Annotated in this window: 16 protein-coding genes; 8 read left to right on the top strand and 8 right to left on the bottom strand. The window is 38.0% G+C overall.

Annotated features, from left to right (window positions below):
- Positions 1-2 precede the first annotated feature (2 nt).
- From QF028_RS24965 to QF028_RS24955, 3 genes are all read left to right on the top strand, one after another.
- Positions 3-164: a hypothetical protein gene (locus tag QF028_RS24965; protein WP_429469907.1), complete on the top strand. Its 162-nt coding sequence runs from the start codon at positions 3-5 to the stop codon at positions 162-164.
- A gap of 126 nt (positions 165-290) precedes the next feature.
- Positions 291-1,856 (top strand): glutathione ABC transporter substrate-binding protein, encoded by a 1,566-nt coding sequence (locus QF028_RS24960; RefSeq protein WP_429469905.1) that lies wholly within the window; start codon positions 291-293, stop codon positions 1,854-1,856.
- Positions 1,857-1,934: 78 nt separating this feature from the next.
- Positions 1,935-3,158, top strand: coding sequence for an amidohydrolase (locus QF028_RS24955; protein ID WP_429469903.1), 1,224 nt, complete (start codon positions 1,935-1,937; stop codon positions 3,156-3,158).
- A 27-nt stretch (positions 3,159-3,185) separates the two neighbouring features.
- On the opposite strand, the gene ncs1 is transcribed toward QF028_RS24955, so the two are convergent.
- The 8 genes from ncs1 to QF028_RS24915 all read right to left on the bottom strand — a co-directional run bounded on the left by ncs1 (position 3,186) and on the right by QF028_RS24915 (position 11,395).
- A complete protein-coding gene (gene ncs1, locus QF028_RS24950; RefSeq protein WP_429469901.1) occupies positions 3,186-4,655 on the bottom strand; it encodes an NCS1 family nucleobase:cation symporter in 1,470 nt (489 codons plus the stop codon).
- Between the two features lie 22 nt (positions 4,656-4,677).
- A complete protein-coding gene (locus QF028_RS24945; RefSeq protein ID WP_429469899.1) occupies positions 4,678-5,985 on the bottom strand; it encodes a hypothetical protein in 1,308 nt (435 codons plus the stop codon).
- Positions 5,982-6,674 carry a response regulator transcription factor gene (locus QF028_RS24940; protein WP_429469897.1) on the bottom strand — a complete coding sequence of 231 codons (693 nt, stop codon included), beginning with the start codon at positions 6,672-6,674 and terminating at the stop codon, positions 5,982-5,984. Before QF028_RS24940 ends, QF028_RS24945 begins: the two co-directional genes overlap by 4 nt.
- Before the next feature lie 13 nt (positions 6,675-6,687).
- Complete coding sequence (locus QF028_RS24935; RefSeq protein WP_214997807.1) at positions 6,688-7,428, bottom strand: sensor histidine kinase; 741 nt, start codon at positions 7,426-7,428, stop codon at positions 6,688-6,690.
- Between the two features lie 90 nt (positions 7,429-7,518).
- On the bottom strand, positions 7,519-8,514 hold the full coding sequence (locus QF028_RS24930; RefSeq protein WP_429469895.1) for an ABC transporter ATP-binding protein: 996 nt from the start codon (positions 8,512-8,514) through the stop codon (positions 7,519-7,521).
- Entirely contained in the window at positions 8,514-9,536 is a 1,023-nt protein-coding gene (locus tag QF028_RS24925) for an ABC transporter ATP-binding protein (RefSeq protein ID WP_410887828.1), read from the bottom strand. The genes QF028_RS24930 and QF028_RS24925 overlap by 1 nt, the downstream gene beginning before the upstream one ends.
- Before the next feature lie 13 nt (positions 9,537-9,549).
- Positions 9,550-10,470, bottom strand: a complete 921-nt coding sequence (nikB, locus tag QF028_RS24920; RefSeq protein WP_410887830.1) for a nickel ABC transporter permease — start codon at positions 10,468-10,470, stop codon at positions 9,550-9,552.
- A gap of 22 nt (positions 10,471-10,492) precedes the next feature.
- A complete protein-coding gene (locus QF028_RS24915) occupies positions 10,493-11,395 on the bottom strand; it encodes an ABC transporter permease (protein WP_429469892.1) in 903 nt (300 codons plus the stop codon).
- 294 nt (positions 11,396-11,689) lie between these two features.
- Between QF028_RS24915 and QF028_RS24910 the strand changes: the two genes are divergently transcribed.
- The 5 genes from QF028_RS24910 to fabF all read left to right on the top strand — a co-directional run bounded on the left by QF028_RS24910 (position 11,690) and on the right by fabF (position 19,516).
- Complete coding sequence (locus QF028_RS24910; protein ID WP_429469890.1) at positions 11,690-13,267, top strand: glutathione ABC transporter substrate-binding protein; 1,578 nt, start codon at positions 11,690-11,692, stop codon at positions 13,265-13,267.
- Between the two features lie 93 nt (positions 13,268-13,360).
- On the top strand, positions 13,361-14,599 hold the full coding sequence (locus QF028_RS24905; RefSeq protein WP_429469888.1) for an amidohydrolase family protein: 1,239 nt from the start codon (positions 13,361-13,363) through the stop codon (positions 14,597-14,599).
- A gap of 21 nt (positions 14,600-14,620) precedes the next feature.
- On the top strand, positions 14,621-15,841 hold the full coding sequence (locus tag QF028_RS24900) for an amidohydrolase (RefSeq protein WP_429469886.1): 1,221 nt from the start codon (positions 14,621-14,623) through the stop codon (positions 15,839-15,841).
- Positions 15,842-16,078: 237 nt separating this feature from the next.
- Positions 16,079-17,272, top strand: coding sequence for a nucleoside transporter C-terminal domain-containing protein (locus tag QF028_RS24895; RefSeq protein WP_429469884.1), 1,194 nt, complete (start codon positions 16,079-16,081; stop codon positions 17,270-17,272).
- Positions 17,273-18,274: 1,002 nt separating this feature from the next.
- Positions 18,275-19,516, top strand: coding sequence for a beta-ketoacyl-ACP synthase II (gene fabF, locus QF028_RS24890; RefSeq protein ID WP_410887842.1), 1,242 nt, complete (start codon positions 18,275-18,277; stop codon positions 19,514-19,516).
- The last annotated feature ends 85 nt before the right edge of the window (positions 19,517-19,601 follow it).

Here is a 19,601-nt window from a genome sequence, read left to right as displayed (position 1 = left end):
TAATGAAGGACCAAAAAATACCTAATTTTGATTTAGAAGAAATGAAAACCAAGGGACAACAATATTTTAACAAAATGAGAAAAGGATATTTAGAAAGAGATTATCAGCAATTGACAGAAAGAGAATTATTTCCTCCGTCCTTCAAAATAGTGGATTCTATCTGAAATTATCAAAAGTAGTAAAGATATTGAAAAATAAAGTAAAAATTTTCGAAATAAAATTGTCTGAATATTTTTTATAATTAGATAAACGGAAGGAAAGATTATAAAAATATTCAGGGGGTGGATTCCATGGTGAAAAAGTGGGGGTTAGGTAGATTTTTTCTGATAATGTTGATCGTGTTTGTCATTACAGGCTGCTCGACAAGTAAAGATGTCAGCACAAAAAGCAATGGTAAAAACACAGAATCTAAGGACGGGGGTACATTAGTGATTGCCCGATTGTCGGACGCTGAAAACTTAGATCAGCATTTTATGTCAACAATCAATGCAGCAAGTGTGACCCATCGCAAAATCTATGAGGGTTTAGTTGGTCGTGATAATAATGCTGAAATCCAACCATTGCTGGCGGAAAAGTGGGAGCAACTAGATGATACGACATGGGAGTTTAAATTACGAGAAGGTGTTAAATTTCACGATGGATCAGCTTTTAATGCTAATGCTGTAAAAGCTACATTTGATCGACTGTTAGATCCAAAGGTGGCATCACCCAGAGCTGTTGTTTTTAAAATGGTAAAAGAAGTAAAGATAATAGATGACTACACCGTTCAGTTTATTTTAACTGAGCCGTTTGCTCCATTACTCTCTATTTTGGCTAGTCATGAAGGCGGGATTATTAGTCCAAAAACTATCGAGAAATACGGGAAAAGCATTATTAAAGAACCAAATGGGACAGGTCCATTTGTTTTTAAATCATGGACACCTGGGCAAGAAATTGTATTAACAAAAAACAATAGTTATTGGGGAGATAAGGCGAAGGTCGATAAAGTCGTCTTTAAGGTTGTACCTGAGGAAACAACCAGAATCTCGATGCTAGAAACAGGTGAAGCTCAAATAGCTGAACCCCTTTCTGTACCAATGATGGATACAGTAAAGGCTTCACAAGCAATCGATGTTTACCGTAGTGAAGGATATGGAACAGAGTATATCGGCTTTAATGTTCAAAAGAAGCCATTTAATGATGAAAGGGTTCGAAAGGCCATCGCCCATGCGGTTGAAATGGATTCCATTATTAAAGGTGTCTATAATAATGTGGGGAAAAAGGCAAATTCCTTATTAGGCTCAAAGGTTTTCGGTTACCATCCTGATATGGAATCGTATAAATATAACTTAAATGAAGCAAAGAGATTACTAGCTGAAGCAGGTTATCCAAATGGTTTTGAGGTTACACTTAAAACGATGGATAGCAAAGAAAGAGTGAACATGGCAGAAGTACTGCAATCACAATTAAAAGGGATCGGTGTCAAAATAAAAATACAGGTGTTGGAGTACGGTACGTTTGTTGACCAAGTAAACAAGGGTGACTCTGAGATGTTTATCCTTAGCTGGAGAAATGCTACCGGTGATGCTGATTATAATCAGTATAACCTTTTCCATACAAGCTCACAGGGAGGAGCGGGAAATACCTTCTTTTACAGTAATAAAGAAGTCGATAGTTTAATAGAAGCTGCACGCAGTGAAAAAGACCAAGAAAAACGAAAAGAATTATATGCACAGTCACAAGAAATAGAAATGAAAGAGGCAGTTTATATCCCTGTTCGAGTTATTGAAAATTTAGCGGCAGTTGGAAAAGATGTAAAAGGTTTTTCTATTAGTCCATCAGGCTATTTAGAAATAAATGATGTGTCAATTAAATAAGACACAGCTTAAAAGAGGGATATCCATTTTGGGTAACCTCTTTATCGTGGTGATTAACAAATGAAAGGATGAATAGAAATGAATAGCAAGTATTGGTTAAAGAATGCACGTATTGAAACAGGGTACAATGAAGAAAATGGAAGAGTTTTAGGAACTATGACTGAGATGTGTCATATGTTAATAGAGGATGGGAAAATTTCAAAAATAATAAAACCTTCTGAGCCTTTTGAAGTTGTGTTACCTCTAATAGATGCAAAAGGAATGCTTTTGCTTCCTTCTTTCATTGAAAAGCATGTTCATCTTGATAAAACCTATATGGGTGATAATTGGCGGGCTTGTATCCAGGCTTCAGGCGTAATTGAACGCTGTGATATTGAAAAGAATATTCTAGCTTCTATCTCATCTAGCACACAAAAACGTGCTGAAGCCTTGCTTGAAGTATTACTATCATACGGATCCACTCATGTCAGAACGCATGTTGATATATATCCTGAGGTGAAATTGCAAAATTTAGAAGGAGTTCAGCACGCTCTAGAATCTTATTCCAATAAAATAAGCTCTGAAATTGTTGCGTTTGCCCAGCATGGCTTGCTCCGTCCAGGAACAGTACAGCTTGTAAGGGAAGCTTTGAGAAATGGGGCAGGGATTGTCGGAGCTGTCGATCCAGCAACGGTCGACAATAATATTGAAGCATCATTGGTACAGTTAATGGATTTAGCAGTTGAAGGTAATGCCGATATTGATTTGCATTTACATGATCCTGGTCACTTAGGTACTTTCACAATGAAACGTCTTGCCTATTTAACGAAGCAAGCAGGCTTGGAAGGGAGAGTAGCAATCAGTCATGCCTTTGGACTTGGAGATGTATCAAGAGAAGAAGCCGTAGAAATGGCAGAGTTATTAAGGGATGCAGGTATTTCGATTGTGACGAGCCTGCCAATTGGTAGAAACATTCCTCCAGTAAGCCTGCTATCAGAATATGGTGTTAATGTGGCCATAGGAAACGATAATATTTTTGATTCGTGGTGGCCGACTGGAAATGGAGACGTTCTTGAAAGGGTTGGCCGACTAATTGAACGGTGTCGTTGGACAGATGAAGTTTCTCTTTCTCAAGCATTAAAATATATTACTGGTGGTTTGACGCCTTTAGATAGAGAAGGCAGAAAGCAATGGCCTAAAGAAGGGGATGCAGCCAATATGATTTTAGTAGAAGCAAGTTGTTCTGCCGAAGTCGTTGCTAGACGTTCAAACCGTAAGGCAGTTTTTTATCAGGGTAACTTGGTTTCAGGTTCCATTAGCTAGATTTAATTTTAAAGGAGGATGAAAACATCATCCCCCTTTTGTTATATTTGCCAAATCCTTATCTGTTCTACTGGCGTGTAACAGGTTGTTCAAATAAATAAATAGTAAATATAGGGCGACTGAAACGATTATCCCAGTAAACCATGAAATATTATAAATCGGCTCAAGGATATCAATAAATCTACCAATCAAGCTAGTACACCCAGCGAATATAGTGGTAAGCAGTGCAGGCCAGTTTACTCCGTATGAGAAACGGCCCTTACAATTTGGAAAATATAATTCTTGTAAATTGATTTCTCTTTTCTTGATAATAAAATAATCCGCAAGCATCACACCAATTACAGGACTTAACATTCCACCAATCATATTTAAAAAAGTAAAAATGCTTGTAGGGCTCTCCATCAGCTTCCAGGGCATAATCAGTAATCCAATAATGGTGCCAATGAAGGCACCAGATTTAAAGTTTAATTTTTTCGGGGCTAGGGAGGCCAGTTGATACCCTGCAGGGATAATGTTACCTACAATGTTTACAGATAATGTCGTTAAACAAATGGTAAGTAGAGAAAGGATAATGGCAAATTTGCTATCAAATCGATTAATCACTTCAAGTACATTCCAGATTGGAACTCCGAAAGCAATTTCAGACCCAACGATGATGGTAATACTTGCAACTGCAAACAATAAATAGGTAATTAGAAGTCCAACAATTTGTCCGCATGACTGGCCTTTATTGGTGCGAGAATACCTTGTAACATCAGAAACGCTTAGTATTTGTGCCACCCATGTTGCTAATATCGCTGAAATACAGCTTAGGATAATCAAAATACTATTTCCTTCTACACCTTTCTCGCTAAAGTTTAAGATTGGGATGATTCCACCTGCTAAATTAATTGCCCAAATGGACATTCCGCCAAAAACGACAAATACCATTGGAGAGAGTAGCTTAGTTAACTTTCCTAAGGCATCAACCCCTGCAAAAATAAAAAAGACATTAATCACCCAAAAGAGGAGAAGGGATATAAGATTGGCTAAATTTAATCCTAAAAAACTCCAATCTGCTCCTAATGTTGGATAGGGCTCCCAAAATTCTGCAATTAAAATAGTTACGGCAAGGCTTCCAGCATATGTTTGCAGACCGAACCACATAATGGCTGCGATTATCCCCCTTAATACCCCTGGAATAATTGCTCCTTTGCGACCAAAACTGGTCCGGAGCAGGATTGAGAAAGGGATTCCATATTTCCCCCCTGCATGGCCATTCAATGCCATCATTCCAGCGAGTATTATCGATGAAGTCATAATGATAAAAAATACCTGCCATATCGATAAACCTAACGCAAAGAAACCCCCAATGGTAACATAGGATGGAACATTATGAACCGAACCCATCCAAATGGAGAAGTAATGGCTAAACTTCCATGTTCTAGCTTCTGGTTTTGTTGGTAATAAATCTGTGTTATCCGACAATGAATCATGGATGACTTGCTTTTCTCCCAATGTTGCTTACCTCCAATCTTCCTTAAAGCTTTATCCTAGTGGATACTGTTTGGAAAATAAAAACCAATAAACAAATCAAACCAGAAATTATGAAGCTGATCCAAATGATCGTTAAGTTATCATTCAGGGGAATAAATATATAGCCCCCCAAGGCACCAATCAATGAGGAAAAGGGGATGATTGCAGGAATCGATTTGTTACTTAGAATAATAAATAACATCGGTACAATGATGGCAGCGTAAATATTCCCAGAGAAAAACAATAATTGTAGCGGAGTAGGTTTAAAAATACTCACGATTATTAGTAAAAATATACAAATACTTCCTGAAAAAATATAAGTGAATTTCCATCTTTCGTGGTCAGATAAAGGACGAAATAATTCAATAATATTTTTTACAACCAAGGTAGTCGTCGCATGTAGCTCTGCACTAATTGCTGACGAAATCGCACTAAAGCAAAATAATACAAATAAAACAATTAGCATGGTTGATTGTATTTTATCAACAAGTTCAAACAGCAACGAATAAATATCTTTATAGCTTCTGCCAAACATAATAATCATAAGCAGGGAGGTTAGAGCTAGTGGGATTGTGGCCCATATTACTCCTGCTAGAGTAAAGGTCATTTGAATTTTTTCCTTTTTGATGATAAATAATCTCTGCCATGTTGCTCGATCAATTAAGACCTGTCCAAAGCCAATCAAAATCGCTGTGAAAATAAACCAAATCGAATCTGTATTTTTATAGAATAAAATATAAGGATGAAAAAGTTTAATCCCTTCATAAACAGGATGGACACCTTCCTGAATATAAAAATAGACAGGAATGACTAAAACAGAGCCGAAGATCAATGAGACATTAACACCTGATAACTGGTGCAGCCGCTGCATTCCACCAACACCGCCTACAAAAAAACAAAAGCCTAAAAACAATAGCATTCCTATAAAAATAGGCATAGGGAACAGGATATGAATGAGGATTCCCGCTCCCATTGCTTGGATAAATAAGGAGTGCAGGCTGGTAATGAGAAGAATTGTAATGACATACCAGTAGCCGCTTGGTGATAATTTTTTTCTCAGTACATCTCCAATCGTTTGCTCATCGGGAAATTTTTCTCTAATGACTTTGGCTAAAAATCCAAACAATATGAGTGCTAAAGCCCCCATTAAAGAATAGCCAATTCCCCCAGTTAATCCGTATTTAATTAGTGTTTCTGGAGAAGAGAGGATCGTATTGCCTGTTATCCACCTCGATAAAAGACTAACAACCCCAAAGCTTACTCCCAATTTAATCGCACCGCTTATATATAATTGATAAGAACTTCTATTCAACGGTATGTCTCCTTTAAGCGATAGTCACTCGGTGATTGTCCAGTCAATTTCCGAAAGATTTGGCTAAAGTAATGCTGGCTATTAAATCCACATCTTTCTGAAATCGTGCTAATGCTTAAATCAGGATTATTAATTAACATTTTTTGAGCTTCCTTTAAACGATAATCATTTAAATATTCAGAGAAGCCCATCCCTACTTCTTCGTGAAACTTTCTGCTTAAATAGGCAGGGTTAATGTGAATCTTTGAAGCTAAATAATTTAATGTTAATTTTTCACTATATTCCTGATGTATAATTTGTAAGGCGTTTACGATTTGTTCCGTATATCGTCCCAATCGCTCATACCTGCTTAATACGTTCAAAAGCTCTTCTTCAATGACAGGCTTCGTAATATAATCAACAACCCCAATTCTTATCGAGATTTGAGCATATTCAAAATTCTGAAAAGCTGTAACCATGATAATATCCATTGAATAATTTCGTGTGAGTTCCATCGCTAATTCCAAACCTGATTTACCTGGGAGCTGGATATCAAGAAATGCAAGAAAGATTTCATGTTGTTTGATGATTTGAATGGCTTGTGAAGCATCTAGAGCCTTAAAAAACTTCCAGTTTGGAAACTTTTTTTGAATTAAATATTCGAGGAGTTCTAATTCAAGTGGTTCATCATCTACTAAAAGAATATTCATTTGGATGCACTCCCTATCCTAGTACAAATGGGAAAACAGCTAAAACACTGGTACCGTCTTCTGAAGGTATTAAGTTTACTGAAGTCTGATCTCCTGGAAAGAGAAGATCAAGCCTTTTTGCAATATTATCTAAACCAAGTCCATCTTTATGAGATTGGACCACCTGTCCTTCTAAGGCATTGTTCCAGACAGTTACATAAACTTCCTTCTCGTTCTTTTCAATGATTATTTTTAAAAAAGCCTCACCAATATGTCTGTCAAATGAATGTTTAAAGGCGTTCTCGACAAGGGTTTGAATTAAAAAAGGGATGATAACAGCCTGTCCCACCGTTGAATCCATTGATATTTCGTAATGAAGTCTGTCACGGAACCTTATTTTTTGTATTTCCAAATAATAATTGATATAGGATAATTCCTCATTAATGGTTATTAAAGGTGTATTCGTCTTATATTTAAATTTTAGCAATTTTGAAAAGGTCTCAATCGAGTGAATCAATTCTGTTTTCCTCTCCAACCTTGCAAGGCTTAAAATGGAATTTAATGTATTAAAGAGGAAATGTGGTTGGATTTCCTGATTTAATTGATTATATAGGGCTGTTTGCAGTTCTTTCTCGAGAGCAATTTCCCTTGTTTGCTTTTCTAAAAGATCAATTCGTTTTTCAAATATAAATAAAAACAGCAAAGTAAATGCACCAAGTAAAGGGGCTAAGACACATAACATAATGTAGATGGAGAAAGCTTCAATATTAAGCATTAAACGAGATTCTCCTTTAGATGTAGAAAAAGGGAGCCTAGAAATACTCCCAATTTTAATATTATAAAGTTTTTTATTTCTAATATAACATTATTGTGAAAGTTGTTCTGCAAAATGGCAGCTGACAAAGTGATTCTCAGCTAATTCTCTTAAGGCAGGTTCTTCTAATTTACACTTCTCCGTTACAAACGGACAGCGCGTATGGAAACGGCATCCGCTTGGAGGATCGATGGGGGAAGGGACATCTCCTTTTAAGGTGACTCGTTCCCTTTTGTGGACCGGATTAGGTACAGGAATTGATGATAACAATGCCTTTGTATATGGATGAAGAGGTGAATCGAATAGATCTTTTTTGTTAGCAATCTCAACGACCTTTCCTAAATACATAACCATTACTCGGTCGGAAATATGCCTAACTACACTTAAATCATGTGAGATAAATAAAAAGGTAAGCTGAAACTGATTTTGAAGCTTTTTTAATAGATTTAGGATTTGAGCTTGGATGGAAACATCCAAAGCAGATACTGCTTCATCACAAATAATTAATTTAGGATCGACGGCAAGTGCACGGGCAATCCCAATTCGCTGACGCTGCCCCCCGCTAAATTCATGGGGATAGCGCTCAAGTGCTTCTTGGGGTAGACCGACATACCCCAATAATTCTATCATTCTTTCCATCCTTTTCGATTTTTCAACGACATTTTGAATGGCCATTGCTTCATTTAAAATATGTTTTACCGTTTGACGGGGGTTAAGTGAGGCAAAAGGATCTTGGAAAATTACTTGCAAGTCTCCTCTTAGCTTTCGCATCTCTTTATTATTGAGCTTTAAAATGTCTTTATCATCATAATATACAGTTCCATCTGTTGGTTCATCGAGACGTAGAATCGCGCGTCCTGTAGTCGATTTACCACAGCCAGATTCCCCAACTATGCTTAATGTCTCTCCTTCGTATAGGTGAAAAGAAATGTCATCAACTGCCTTTACATATGCCTTAGGTTTAAAAATGGAATCTGATTTAACAGGGAAATATTGTTTCAAATGGTCCACTTTTAATAATACTTTTTTCTCTATAGCAGTCACCATTATTTAACAGCCCCCTCTTTTTCCACATGTCTCGTCCATTCGTCAGTGTACATCCAACAACGTACTTTAACACCATCATTTTGTTCAATTAGATCAGGCTTCTGCAAGTGACACAAAGGTTTCTGATGGGGGCACCTTGAAGCAAAACGGCAGCCTGTCGGCAAATTATACGGACTTGGTACACTCCCTTCGATCGTTTGCAATTCTTCTTGGTCCTCATGGATCTTCGGTAAAGAATTTAACAACCCTTGTGTATAGGGGTGCTTTGGATTTGTAAAAATCTTTTCAGTTGGCGCATGTTCAATAATATTGCCGGCATACATAACGGCAACTTTATCACATGTTTCAGAAACAACTCCTAAATCATGTGTAATCATAATAACGCCCATACCTATCTTTTTTTGTAAATCTTTAATTAGCTCTAATATTTGTGCTTGAATGGTTACATCTAAGGCTGTTGTTGGTTCATCGGCAATTAACACTTCTGGAGTACAGGCAAGTGCCATCGCAATCATTACACGCTGGCGCATACCGCCACTTAATTGGAATGGTTCTTGTTTTGCCCTTTTTTCAGGAGAAGGTATTCCCACAAGCTTAAGCATTTCAACGGCCTTAATCCACGCTTCCTTTTTTCTCATACCTTGATGCAATCTTAATGCTTCAGCAATTTGTTCTCCGACAGTAAGTACAGGATTTAATGATGTCATCGGTTCTTGGAAAATCATCGAGATTTCGTTTCCACGGATTTTCCTCATTTCATCCTCTGAGAGTGTGACTAAATCTTTCCCTTTATAAAGAACCTGTCCGCCGGCAATTTTCCCTGGAGGGGAGGGGATTAGTCGTAGTATGGAGAGAGATGTCATACTTTTTCCACAGCCTGATTCTCCGACAATACCTAAAGTCTCTCCCTTTCGAAGGGTAAAATCAATACCGTCAACGGCCTTACTTACACCATGTTTTGTAAAGAAATGTGTTTTTAATCCTTTTACTTCTAAAATTGGATTGTTTTTCTCACTCACCATTATTCACCACCTGTTAATTTAGTTCAATTCGTTTATTAAAGAACCGATAGAATACGTCCACAAATAAGTTCACGATAACAAAGATTAACGAGGCAGCTAAAACTCCCCCTTGAACCACTGGTAAATCCCGCATTCGGATAGCATCAACAATCATTCTGCCAAGTCCGTTAATCGCAAAGATGGATTCAACTAATACAGTTCCGCCAAGCAGAGCACCAAACTGTAACCCAACAACCGTTATTACTGGAATTAAGGCATTCCGTAATGCGTGCTTATAAATAATGACATGTTCGCGCAGTCCTTTTGCTCGTGCTGTACGGATATAATCTTGCCTGATGACTTCAAGCATACTGGAACGAGTCATCCGGGCAACAATTGCTGCACCTCCTGCTCCTAATGTTAGAGCAGGAAGGATGACGTGAAGGATACTATCCCATCCTGCAACCGGAAGAATTTGCAGTTTTACGGAGAAGAAATACATCATCATTAAACCAAACCAAAAGCTCGGTAAGGAAATTCCAAGTAGGGCAACTAGCATAACACTTGTATCTGTAAGTGAATAAGGTTTAACCGCTGAAATAATTCCCGCTGCCATACCTAAAACGATTGTGATAATGATACTAAAAAATGCTAACTCCATTGTGATCGGTAGTCTAACCATTATTTCATCAAGTACTGGCTGGCTATTCTTAAGTGAATTACCAAAGTCTCCTTGAAATACATTCAAAAGGTAGTCAAAATATTGAACCAGTAATGGCCGGTTTAACCCCAATTGCTCGCGAATGGCATTAACTGTTTCTTTTGATGCTCCTTCACCTGCAAGCAAAACAGCAGGATCGCCGGGAACTAGTTGCATGATAAAAAATACGACAAAAGTTACCCCAATTACTACTGGGATCATTTGGATTAAACGGCGTAAAATAAACATCAACATCGTCTGCTAACCTCCTTAAATTTTACTTTTTCATTCTTGGATCAAAAGCATCGCGTAATCCATCACCAAAGATATTAAAACCTAAAACGAGGATAGAAATCGCTAAACCTGGGAAAATCGCAATGTATGGCGCAGAGAATAAGAAATCCCTTCCATTACTTAGCATCGTTCCCCATTCCGGAGAAGGAGGCTGTGCGCCAAGACCAAGAAACGATAAGCCTGCAGCTGATAAAATCGCCGTCGCAAGACGTAATGTCCCTTGGACAATAATTGGAGAAAGAATATTTGGTAAAATATGTTTGAAAATAATTATAAAATCATTTGCGCCAAGCGACCGTATGGCGTCGATATACTCGAGACGTTTCACTTCTAATGTAGAACCACGGACAATTCGTGCAAATAACGGAACGGAAAATGCTCCAACCGCAATCGTAACATTAATAAGACCAGGTCCTAGAGCACTTATGATGGCTAATGCTAGTAAGATTCCAGGAAAGGCGAGCATGACATCCATCAATCGCATAATGAACGAATCAACCCATTTTCCATAATAGCCAGCAACTAGTCCAAAAATGATTCCGAAGAATGAGCCAAAGGCTACAGCAGCAAAACCGACTCCCATCGAAAGTCTTGAGCCATACAGAATACGACTTAATATATCTCTCCCTTTATCATCGGTTCCCATCCAGTGATCACTCGATGGAGGCAGTAATTTATCTCCTAATATAATTTCATATGGATTGTAGGGGGCTAAGAGCGGTGCAAATAATCCGATAAAAATGTAAAAGAGGATAATAATTGCACCGACCATCGCTGCTTTATTAACCATTAAAATAGAAAGGAAGTCTTTTAATTTAGATCGTTTCGGTAGATTAATTGTTTGTGTGATTACAATTGGTTTTTCAGTGTTTACTTCAACTGACATGTAAAACCCTCCTTATTTTAATTTTTTTGAAAGATAAGATGTAATTGATCGTTGCGGTAGACCCCCTTCTAAACTTTCAGACTTTTTATTGGGTTAAGTACAAATTATCAAAATTAGGTGAAAAGTAAATATTTTTTAAATAATATGTCAATATAGTTAAAATTTAAGTAAATATTCTGTAAATATTATTGTCGATTGTCTTTTATAATGCAGATATGTACTAGCGGAGGGATGGTGGATACACGAATGAAGGGTCAGAATTTACAAAATAACAAAATAAGGGAGCATAAAAAAATGGAGAAAAAAGGACGCAGTATGAATAGGGGACTACTATTTGTTCTAATCGGCTTAATGATGATTTTTGCTCAAGCTTGTTCTACAAAATCAACTTCTTCAACTGATACGGCAGGCAAAAAAGAAGCAACCAAACAAGGTGGTACATTGACAGTTGTAAGGCTTTCTGATGCTACAAAACTTGATCCGCATTTTATTACAGATATTCCTTCTGCGAATATCATTTATCAAAAAGTTTATCAGACACTAGTTGCACCGGACAAAGACTTCAAAATTCAACCGCTGTTAGCGAAAGAATGGAAAGTCGTAAATGACACAACATGGGAATTTAAATTACAAGAAGGTGTTAAATTCCATGACGGAGCACAATTCAATGCTGAAGCTGTTAAAAAGACATTTGATCGTTTGTTAGATCCGAAAACGGAATCACCGCAACGCGAGAAATTCTCCATGATTAAGGAAGTAAAAGTTGTTGATGATTATACCGTTCAATTATTACTTGAATATTCTTATGCTCCACTGCTATCTATTTTGGCCAGCCAAGAAGGTAGTATTATTAGTCCGAAAGCGATTACAGAAAATCCAGATGCATTATCACAGCATCCAGTTGGAACAGGTCCATTTGTATTTGAATCATGGAAGACCGGACAAGAAATTTCATTAAAGAGAAATGAAAACTACTGGGGAAAGAAAGCTAATATTGATCGAGTAGTATTCAAAGTCGTTCCCGAAGATGCGACACGCCTGGCTATGATTGAAACTGGTGAAGCGAATATTAATGACCAAGTACCTGTAACCGAGATTGAGCGCATTGAAGCTTCCGACAAAATGGGACTCTATCGTACAGAAGGACTAGCTGTTGAATATCTTGGATTTAACGTAAAGAAAAAACCGTTTGATGATGTAAGGGTTCGAAAGGCAATCAGCCACGCCATTGAAAGAGAAGCAATTATTAAAGGCGTTTATAATAACGTTGGAACCCTTGCCAATGTAGCAATGAGCCCTAAGGTGCTTGGATACAGTGATAAGGTTAAAGCTTACGACTATGATTTGAACGAAGCAAAGAAATTGTTAAAAGAAGCTGGCTATGAAAAGGGATTGGATGTCACTTTATTAACAAGTGACAGAAAAGAACGTATTAACATGGCTGAAGTGATGCAATCGCAATTAAAAGGAATTGGAATTAATGTAAAGATCCAAGTAATGGAATATGGCGCTTATATCGACATGATCGACAAAGGTGAGCACGAGATGGCTATTGGCGGTTGGGGTAATGCAACTGGGGACGGTGATTACAACCAGTATAACTTATTCCATTCAGCATCACAGGGAGCTGCAGGGAACACGTTCTACTATAGTAATCCAGATGTAGACAAAATGATTGAATCCGCACGAAAAGAAACAGATGAGCAAAAACGATTAAAGCTATATGAAAAGGTAATGCAGAAAGAGATTGACGATGCGGTTTATGTTCCTATCCGAAATTATGAACATTTGGCTGCCTATAGTAAAAATGTAAGTGGATTTTGGTTAAATGCTGCTAACTATCTAATGATTGATGATGTGGTAATTAAATAGAGGCTTTATGAAGAAATGAATAGTGTCCAAGGTGGAAAAGTACTTTCGTAAAAAAAAGTACTTTTACTAGTTCTATAACAGGAGGGAACAGGAATGACCACTTTTTGGTTAACGAATGTCTGCTTAGAAAAAGGGTTCATTTATGAAAATGATCGAATTGTCGCAACCGAGACGGAAATTTGCCACTTAAAAATTGAAGGCGGTAAAATTACTGAAATTACAAATGAAATTCCTGATACAAAGGTTAAACAGCACGATGCGCATGGTCAGCTACTACTGCCATCCTTAAGAGATATGCATATTCATATCGACAAAACCTATTATGGTGGACCATGGAAAGCGTGTACGCCCCTTACAAATGGCATTTTCACCAGATTAGAAGAAGAAAAAGAATTGCTGCCAAAGCTCCTGCCGACAGCCCAAGAGCGTGCGGAGAAAATGATTGAATTATATATTAAAAACGGCCATACCCATATTCGCACCCATTGTAATGTGGACCCGGTGATTGGACTAAAAAATCTTGAGGCAACCGTCAATGCCTTGAAAAAATATGAGGATGTTCTTACCTATGAGATTGTTGCCTTTCCGCAGCACGGTTTATTAAAAAGTGACTCAGTTCAGCTCATTCGTGATGCGATGAAGAATGGCGCGACATTAGTTGGAGGTGTCGACCCTGCGACTGTGGATCGGAATATTGAAAAATCTTTAAACACTATTTTTGATATTGCTGTTGAAAACAATAAGGGCGTAGATATTCATTTACATGATCCGAATACATTAGGGGTATTTACATTTGAACGCATGGCTTATTATACGAGGGAATCTGGACTCAAAGGTAGAGCCACGATTAGCCATGGGATTGCATTAGGTGACATGGATGGTAAGGAACTTAAAGAAATCACCGCTATTCTAAAAGAACAAGAGATGGATGTTACCACTACTGTACCTATAAATCGAGCGACAATTCCGATACCAACTCTTGATAAATTAGGGATTCGTGTAGCTGTTGGACACGACAGTATTACAGACCACTGGTCCCCTTTTGGAACCGGAAACACGATTCAAAAGCTTGGGATTCTCGCTGAAAGATTTCGTTTGAGTGATGAATATTCATTATCAACTGCCTTAAAATATGGTACTGGCGGTGTAACACCACTGAATGAAGAAGGTGAGCGTGTCTGGCCTAAAGTTGGCGATGATGCAACGATGATGCTAGTAAAGGCAACTTGTTCAGCAGAAGCAGTCGCAAGAAGAGCGAAGGTAGAAGCATTGTTTTTCAAAGGGAAAAAGGTTGAAAGTAAACTGGAAGACACAGACCTGGTGCGTGTTTAAACTTATAAAGGAGGAGAAAGAATGACTACCTCATATTGGTTGACAAATGTTCGGTTAGAGACAGGCTATGTACAGGATGAAAAAGGAGTTTATGAAACAAAGACAGAGCTTTTCCATTTGAAAATTCAGGGTGGGAAAATAGTTGAAAAGCAAAAGGAGAGTTTCAACATTCCATCTGGTGAGAATACTGTGGATGGAAAAGGTTTTTTGGCGTTACCTACCTTTAAAGAAATGCACAACCATTTGGATAAAACCTATCTTTCACTTGATTGGAAGGCTCCTATACCTGCAAAAAATTTGAAGGACCGATTACGTATGGAGGCAATGGAACTTGAGGAATTGGCGCCAACAACAAAACAGCGTGCTAGTGCCATGATTGACTTATTGCTTTCACATGGATCCACACACATCCGCACCCATGTAAATATTGACCCTTATATTGGTTTGAAAAATTTAGAAGGCGTAAAAGCAGCATTGGAGGATAACAAGGATAAGGTAACCTACGAGATTGTTGCCTTCCCACAGCATGGATTATTAACTGAAAATGTTATTCCACTAATGAAAGAGGCAATGAGAACTGGTGCACAATTAGTTGGTGGGTTAGACCCGGCTGGAATTGACCGCAATATCGAAAAATCACTCTATGAAGTGATGAATCTAGCAACAGAATTTGATGCAGATGTCGATATCCATTTACATGACAAAGGACATGTTGGTTTTTATACGGTAGATAAATTGATAGAAATGGTCGAAGCAGCGAAATGGCACAATCGAGTGGCTGTAAGTCATGCATTCAGTCTAGGAGAGGTGCCGGTTCCACAGCAAGAAGAAATTGCCAATAAAATGAGCAAGTTAGGAATGTCGGTTATGTCTACGATTCCAATTACAAATACTCTGCCTCCAATTGATTTATTAGATAGAATGGGAGTAAGCGTGTATTTAGGGTGTGATGGTTTCTATGACTCTTGGGGACCATATGGAACAGGGGATGTATTAGAAAAGGCAACCCGATATAGTGAACTGTACCGAAAAAGTGACGAACGTGCATTAGCTCAGACACTAAAGTATGCTACTGGGGGACCTACCCCATTAACGAAAGACGGTGAAGTAACCTGGCCACTGGTAGGCGATGAAGCAAATTTTGTTCTTGTAAATGCATCGTGTTCTGCTGAAGCAGTTGCTAGAACACCAGAGCGCGAAGCAGTTATTTTTAAAGGAAAAGTTGTATTTGGACAACTGTAAACATTGTTTTTAAGAACTTAATAGTTTAGGAAGAGAAGTCTTTCACATTTTGATGATCCGTAACTCAAAAAACATCTATAAAATTAACAGTGCAATTCGCAAATGAATTAGCACTGTTTTTTATTTAACATAAATAATATTTCTCCGGCTTTACTCTTCAACAAACCCGTGAAAAGTTGACGACTTTTTCTATACAAATAAACATTTTGGGAATAATAAACCAAAGGAGTTGATAACTTGTATTTTTTGTTTAATGTACTTGGAGTATTAGTAATGCTCGTACTTATTTATTTTTGCTCGCCTAATAAAAGAAACGTTAAGTGGAAATCCATTTTGACGTTATTGGTTGTTGAATTAGCGATCACCTGGTTTATGTTATCGACAAAAATCGGGTCATGGATCATTAATAAAATAGCATCGTTTTTTAACTGGTTAATTGCTTGTGCGAACGAAGGGACTTCATTTGTATTCCCATCCGTGATGGCGAACGAGCATGTGGATTTCTTTTTTAGTGCGTTAATGCCAATTATTTTCATTATTACATTCTTTGATATTTTAACGTACTTCGGAATCTTAACATGGATTATTGATAAAGTGGGCTGGCTCATTTCAAAAGTATCAGGACTGCCAAAGCTAGAGAGTTTCTTTTCAATCCAGATGATGTTTCTTGGAAATACAGAAGCCCTGGCTGTTATTCGTCAACAGCTGACCGTATTAAAGGAACATCGCCTGCTAACGTTTGGAATCATGAGTATGAGCAGCATCAGCGGTTCGATTATTGGGGCTTACTTAACAATGGTTCCGGCGACATATGTATTTGTGGCGATTCCGTTGAACTGCTTGAACGCGCTTTTGATTGCAAACATGCTGAACCCTGTTGAGGTGAGTAAAGAGGAAGATATCGTATATGTTCCTTCGAAGGAGGAGCGAAAAGATTTCTTTTCCACTATCTCAAACAGTATGCTTGTTGGTGTCAAAATGGTCATTGTCATCATGGCAATGGTTATTGGGTATGTTGCCTTAACCGCTGGTATAAATGGGATTTTAGGATTCGTTGTGAAAGGGTTGACCATCCAAAAAATCTTCTCAGTTATCTTTAGCCCATTCGCGTTCTTGCTTGGTTTAGCTGGGGATGATGCGATGTATGTGGCGCAACTAATGGGAATAAAGCTAGCGACCAATGAGTTTGTTGCGATGTTGGACCTCAAAGGTAAAATAAGTGGACTTACTCCACATACAGTGGCTGTTGCCGTCACGTTCTTAACTTCCTTTGCAAACTTTAGTACAGTCGGGATGATTTATGGAACGTTTAATTCGATCCTTAGTGAGGAAAAATCAAGTATCATCGGAAAAAATGTCTGGAAGCTGTTGGTCAGTGGAGTGGGAGTATCTTTATTGAGTGCGATGATAGTTGGATTATTTGTTTGGTAAAAGAGATTCCTAAATAATGCTAGGTACCGATTGGAAGAAATTGGTGAAAGACACTGTTGTAATGTACCGATAACCAAAATGGCCTCAGTCCTAATTTTTTTCTAGGGGACTGGGGCCATTTCTATTACCTTATAAAAGGATTTTCGTCTGGATAAAAAAATTATTCCTCTTCTGTATAAGCTTCTGTGGTCGTATCCATACACTCCCAACACTCACTTCTATTCCGTTCAAACTTGGACAATTCACTCCCACAAGATATGCAAACATCCATAAGAATTGATTCCCCTTTCAAGTGAAGATTTTTAATAATTTTAAAGCTATATATTTATTTATATTCCGACATAGCTTGTTAGAGAACCTTCTACTGTATAGCAAAAATAAAATCATCGTTTCAACCACTTTTAACACATACGTGTATTTGCTAGTGCTAATGGATAGTTTTCCTTAAACGACATACAAACCTCCCACCTTTTTTAGAGAACAAGTCTAATCAGGTTTTTATATTTATTCATATTAATATAGTAGTAAAATTATAGGAGGTGTAAATGATTGAAACGTAGAAAAAAGAGTCTGCTGCCTCTTTGTCTTTTTCCGGGTTATCGATGGTGTGGGCCAGGATGCAGCGGGCCGGGTAGTCCAATTAATGATGTAGATAGCTGCTGCTACCAGCATGATCGCTGTCTGAGCCGAGGGAATTCCCCATGTTATTGTGATAAGCAATTTATGAAATGCCTTGAGTCAAAAATTAATCCTCAAACTCAAAAAGGTAGAAATGCACGCTTAATGTACGGGTTCATGAAACTGAAAACAACCTTCACTTGTCCAAAATAGAGATGTGTGGTTAAACCGTGATTTGCTTAACCGACATCCATTTGCTTCCAAAAAATAAACTTAAATCTAAAGATAGCTCGATATCAATTTGTCCTACCACTCTGAATTAGTTAAACTATAGATTAAGAATCATTTATAGTTACTTAAAAAATGGGTGGGAGACAGCATTATATGAATAAAAGAGTAGTGATTACAGGTATTGGAGCAGTCACTCCTTTGGGGAATGATGCTCATTCAACATGGGAACAGATTAAAAGGGGTATATCAGGTGTTGGTCCAGCCACCATATTTGATGTGGAAAAAGTGGATATCAAAATCGCAGCAGAAGTAAAAGGCTTTGCACCAGAAGAATTTATGGATAAAAAAGAAGCGAGAAGAATGGGGCGTTATAGCCAATTCGCAGTTGCTGCAAGTCAAATGGCTGTCAATGATGCAGGAATCCGAATCGGCGAAAATATTCAACCTGAGCGAGTGGGCGTTTGGATTGGATCAGGAATTGGCGGGCTAGCTGAGTTCGAGGAACAACATCGGAAATTTATTGAAAAAGGTCAAAGAAGAGTCAACCCGTTTATTATTCCCATGTTTATCCCTGATATGGCGGCTGGACAAGTTTCTATTGCACTTGGAGCAAAGGGAATCAATAATTGTTCGGTAACAGCATGTGCGTCAGGCGCTAACTCAATCGGTGATGCATTCCGCGTGATTCAAAAGGGGAGTGTAGATATGATAATTGCTGGTGGAACAGAAGCAACGATTACAGAGATGACCGTTGCCGGATTTTCTAATATGACAGCCCTTTCAAAAAATCCAGATCCAAACACAGCCAGCCGGCCTTTTGATAAGAATCGTGATGGATTTGTCATCGGGGAAGGCGCAGGAATTGTGGTCCTAGAAGAATTAGAGCATGCTTTAGCCCGTGGTGCGAATATATATGGGGAATTGATAGGATATGGAGCTACGGGTGATGCCCATCATATTACTACACCTGCACCAGACGGAGATGGACCAGGGAGAGCAATGAAATTAGCATTAGAGGATGCTGGGATTTCCCCTGAACAAGTCGACTATATCAATGCTCATGGGACCTCGACTTATTATAATGATTTGTATGAAACGTTAGCCATTAAAGAGGTTTTCAAGGAACATGCCTATACTTTATCTGTAAGTTCCACAAAATCGATGACAGGCCACATGTTAGGAGCGACAGGGGCAATTGAAGCCATTTTTTCTGTTTTAGCGATCAAGGAAGGAATCATCCCTCCAACCATCAACTATGAAACACCTGATGAACAACTTGATTTAGATTATGTCCCCAACGTAGCAAAGAAGAAGGATGTTCAAGTGGTTTTATCAAACTCATTAGGATTTGGCGGGCATAATGCCACATTGATTTTTAAAAAGTTTACCGAATAACTAAAACGAAGGTGTCTAAATATTATTTAGATACCTTTTTTGTATGTTGTTTTTCCGCTATTAAAATAAAAAACAAGTCGATAAA

This window comes from Neobacillus sp. B4I6, assembly GCF_050434045.1.
Taxonomy (GTDB): domain Bacteria; phylum Bacillota; class Bacilli; order Bacillales; family Cytobacillaceae; genus Neobacillus.
The sequence above is the reverse complement of the archived record's forward strand: the minus strand, read 5'-3'. Positions and strand labels throughout refer to the sequence as shown.

What these genes read in the sequence shown, in the direction of transcription:
- QF028_RS24965 (WP_429469907.1), top strand. Translation starts at nt 3, where the DNA reads ATGAAGGACCAAAAAATACCTAATTTTGATTTAGAAGAAATGAAAACC.
- QF028_RS24960 (WP_429469905.1), top strand. Translation starts at nt 291, where the DNA reads ATGGTGAAAAAGTGGGGGTTAGGTAGATTTTTTCTGATAATGTTGATC.
- QF028_RS24955 (WP_429469903.1), top strand. Translation starts at nt 1,935, where the DNA reads ATGAATAGCAAGTATTGGTTAAAGAATGCACGTATTGAAACAGGGTAC.
- QF028_RS24940 (WP_429469897.1), bottom strand. Translation starts at nt 6,674, where the DNA reads ATGAATATTCTTTTAGTAGATGATGAACCACTTGAATTAGAACTCCTC.
- QF028_RS24935 (WP_214997807.1), bottom strand. Translation starts at nt 7,428, where the DNA reads ATGCTTAATATTGAAGCTTTCTCCATCTACATTATGTTATGTGTCTTA.
- QF028_RS24930 (WP_429469895.1), bottom strand. Translation starts at nt 8,514, where the DNA reads ATGGTGACTGCTATAGAGAAAAAAGTATTATTAAAAGTGGACCATTTG.
- QF028_RS24925 (WP_410887828.1), bottom strand. Translation starts at nt 9,536, where the DNA reads ATGGTGAGTGAGAAAAACAATCCAATTTTAGAAGTAAAAGGATTAAAA.
- nikB (WP_410887830.1), bottom strand. Translation starts at nt 10,470, where the DNA reads ATGTTGATGTTTATTTTACGCCGTTTAATCCAAATGATCCCAGTAGTA.
- QF028_RS24915 (WP_429469892.1), bottom strand. Translation starts at nt 11,395, where the DNA reads ATGTCAGTTGAAGTAAACACTGAAAAACCAATTGTAATCACACAAACA.
- QF028_RS24910 (WP_429469890.1), top strand. Translation starts at nt 11,690, where the DNA reads ATGGAGAAAAAAGGACGCAGTATGAATAGGGGACTACTATTTGTTCTA.
- QF028_RS24905 (WP_429469888.1), top strand. Translation starts at nt 13,361, where the DNA reads ATGACCACTTTTTGGTTAACGAATGTCTGCTTAGAAAAAGGGTTCATT.
- QF028_RS24900 (WP_429469886.1), top strand. Translation starts at nt 14,621, where the DNA reads ATGACTACCTCATATTGGTTGACAAATGTTCGGTTAGAGACAGGCTAT.
- fabF (WP_410887842.1), top strand. Translation starts at nt 18,275, where the DNA reads ATGAATAAAAGAGTAGTGATTACAGGTATTGGAGCAGTCACTCCTTTG.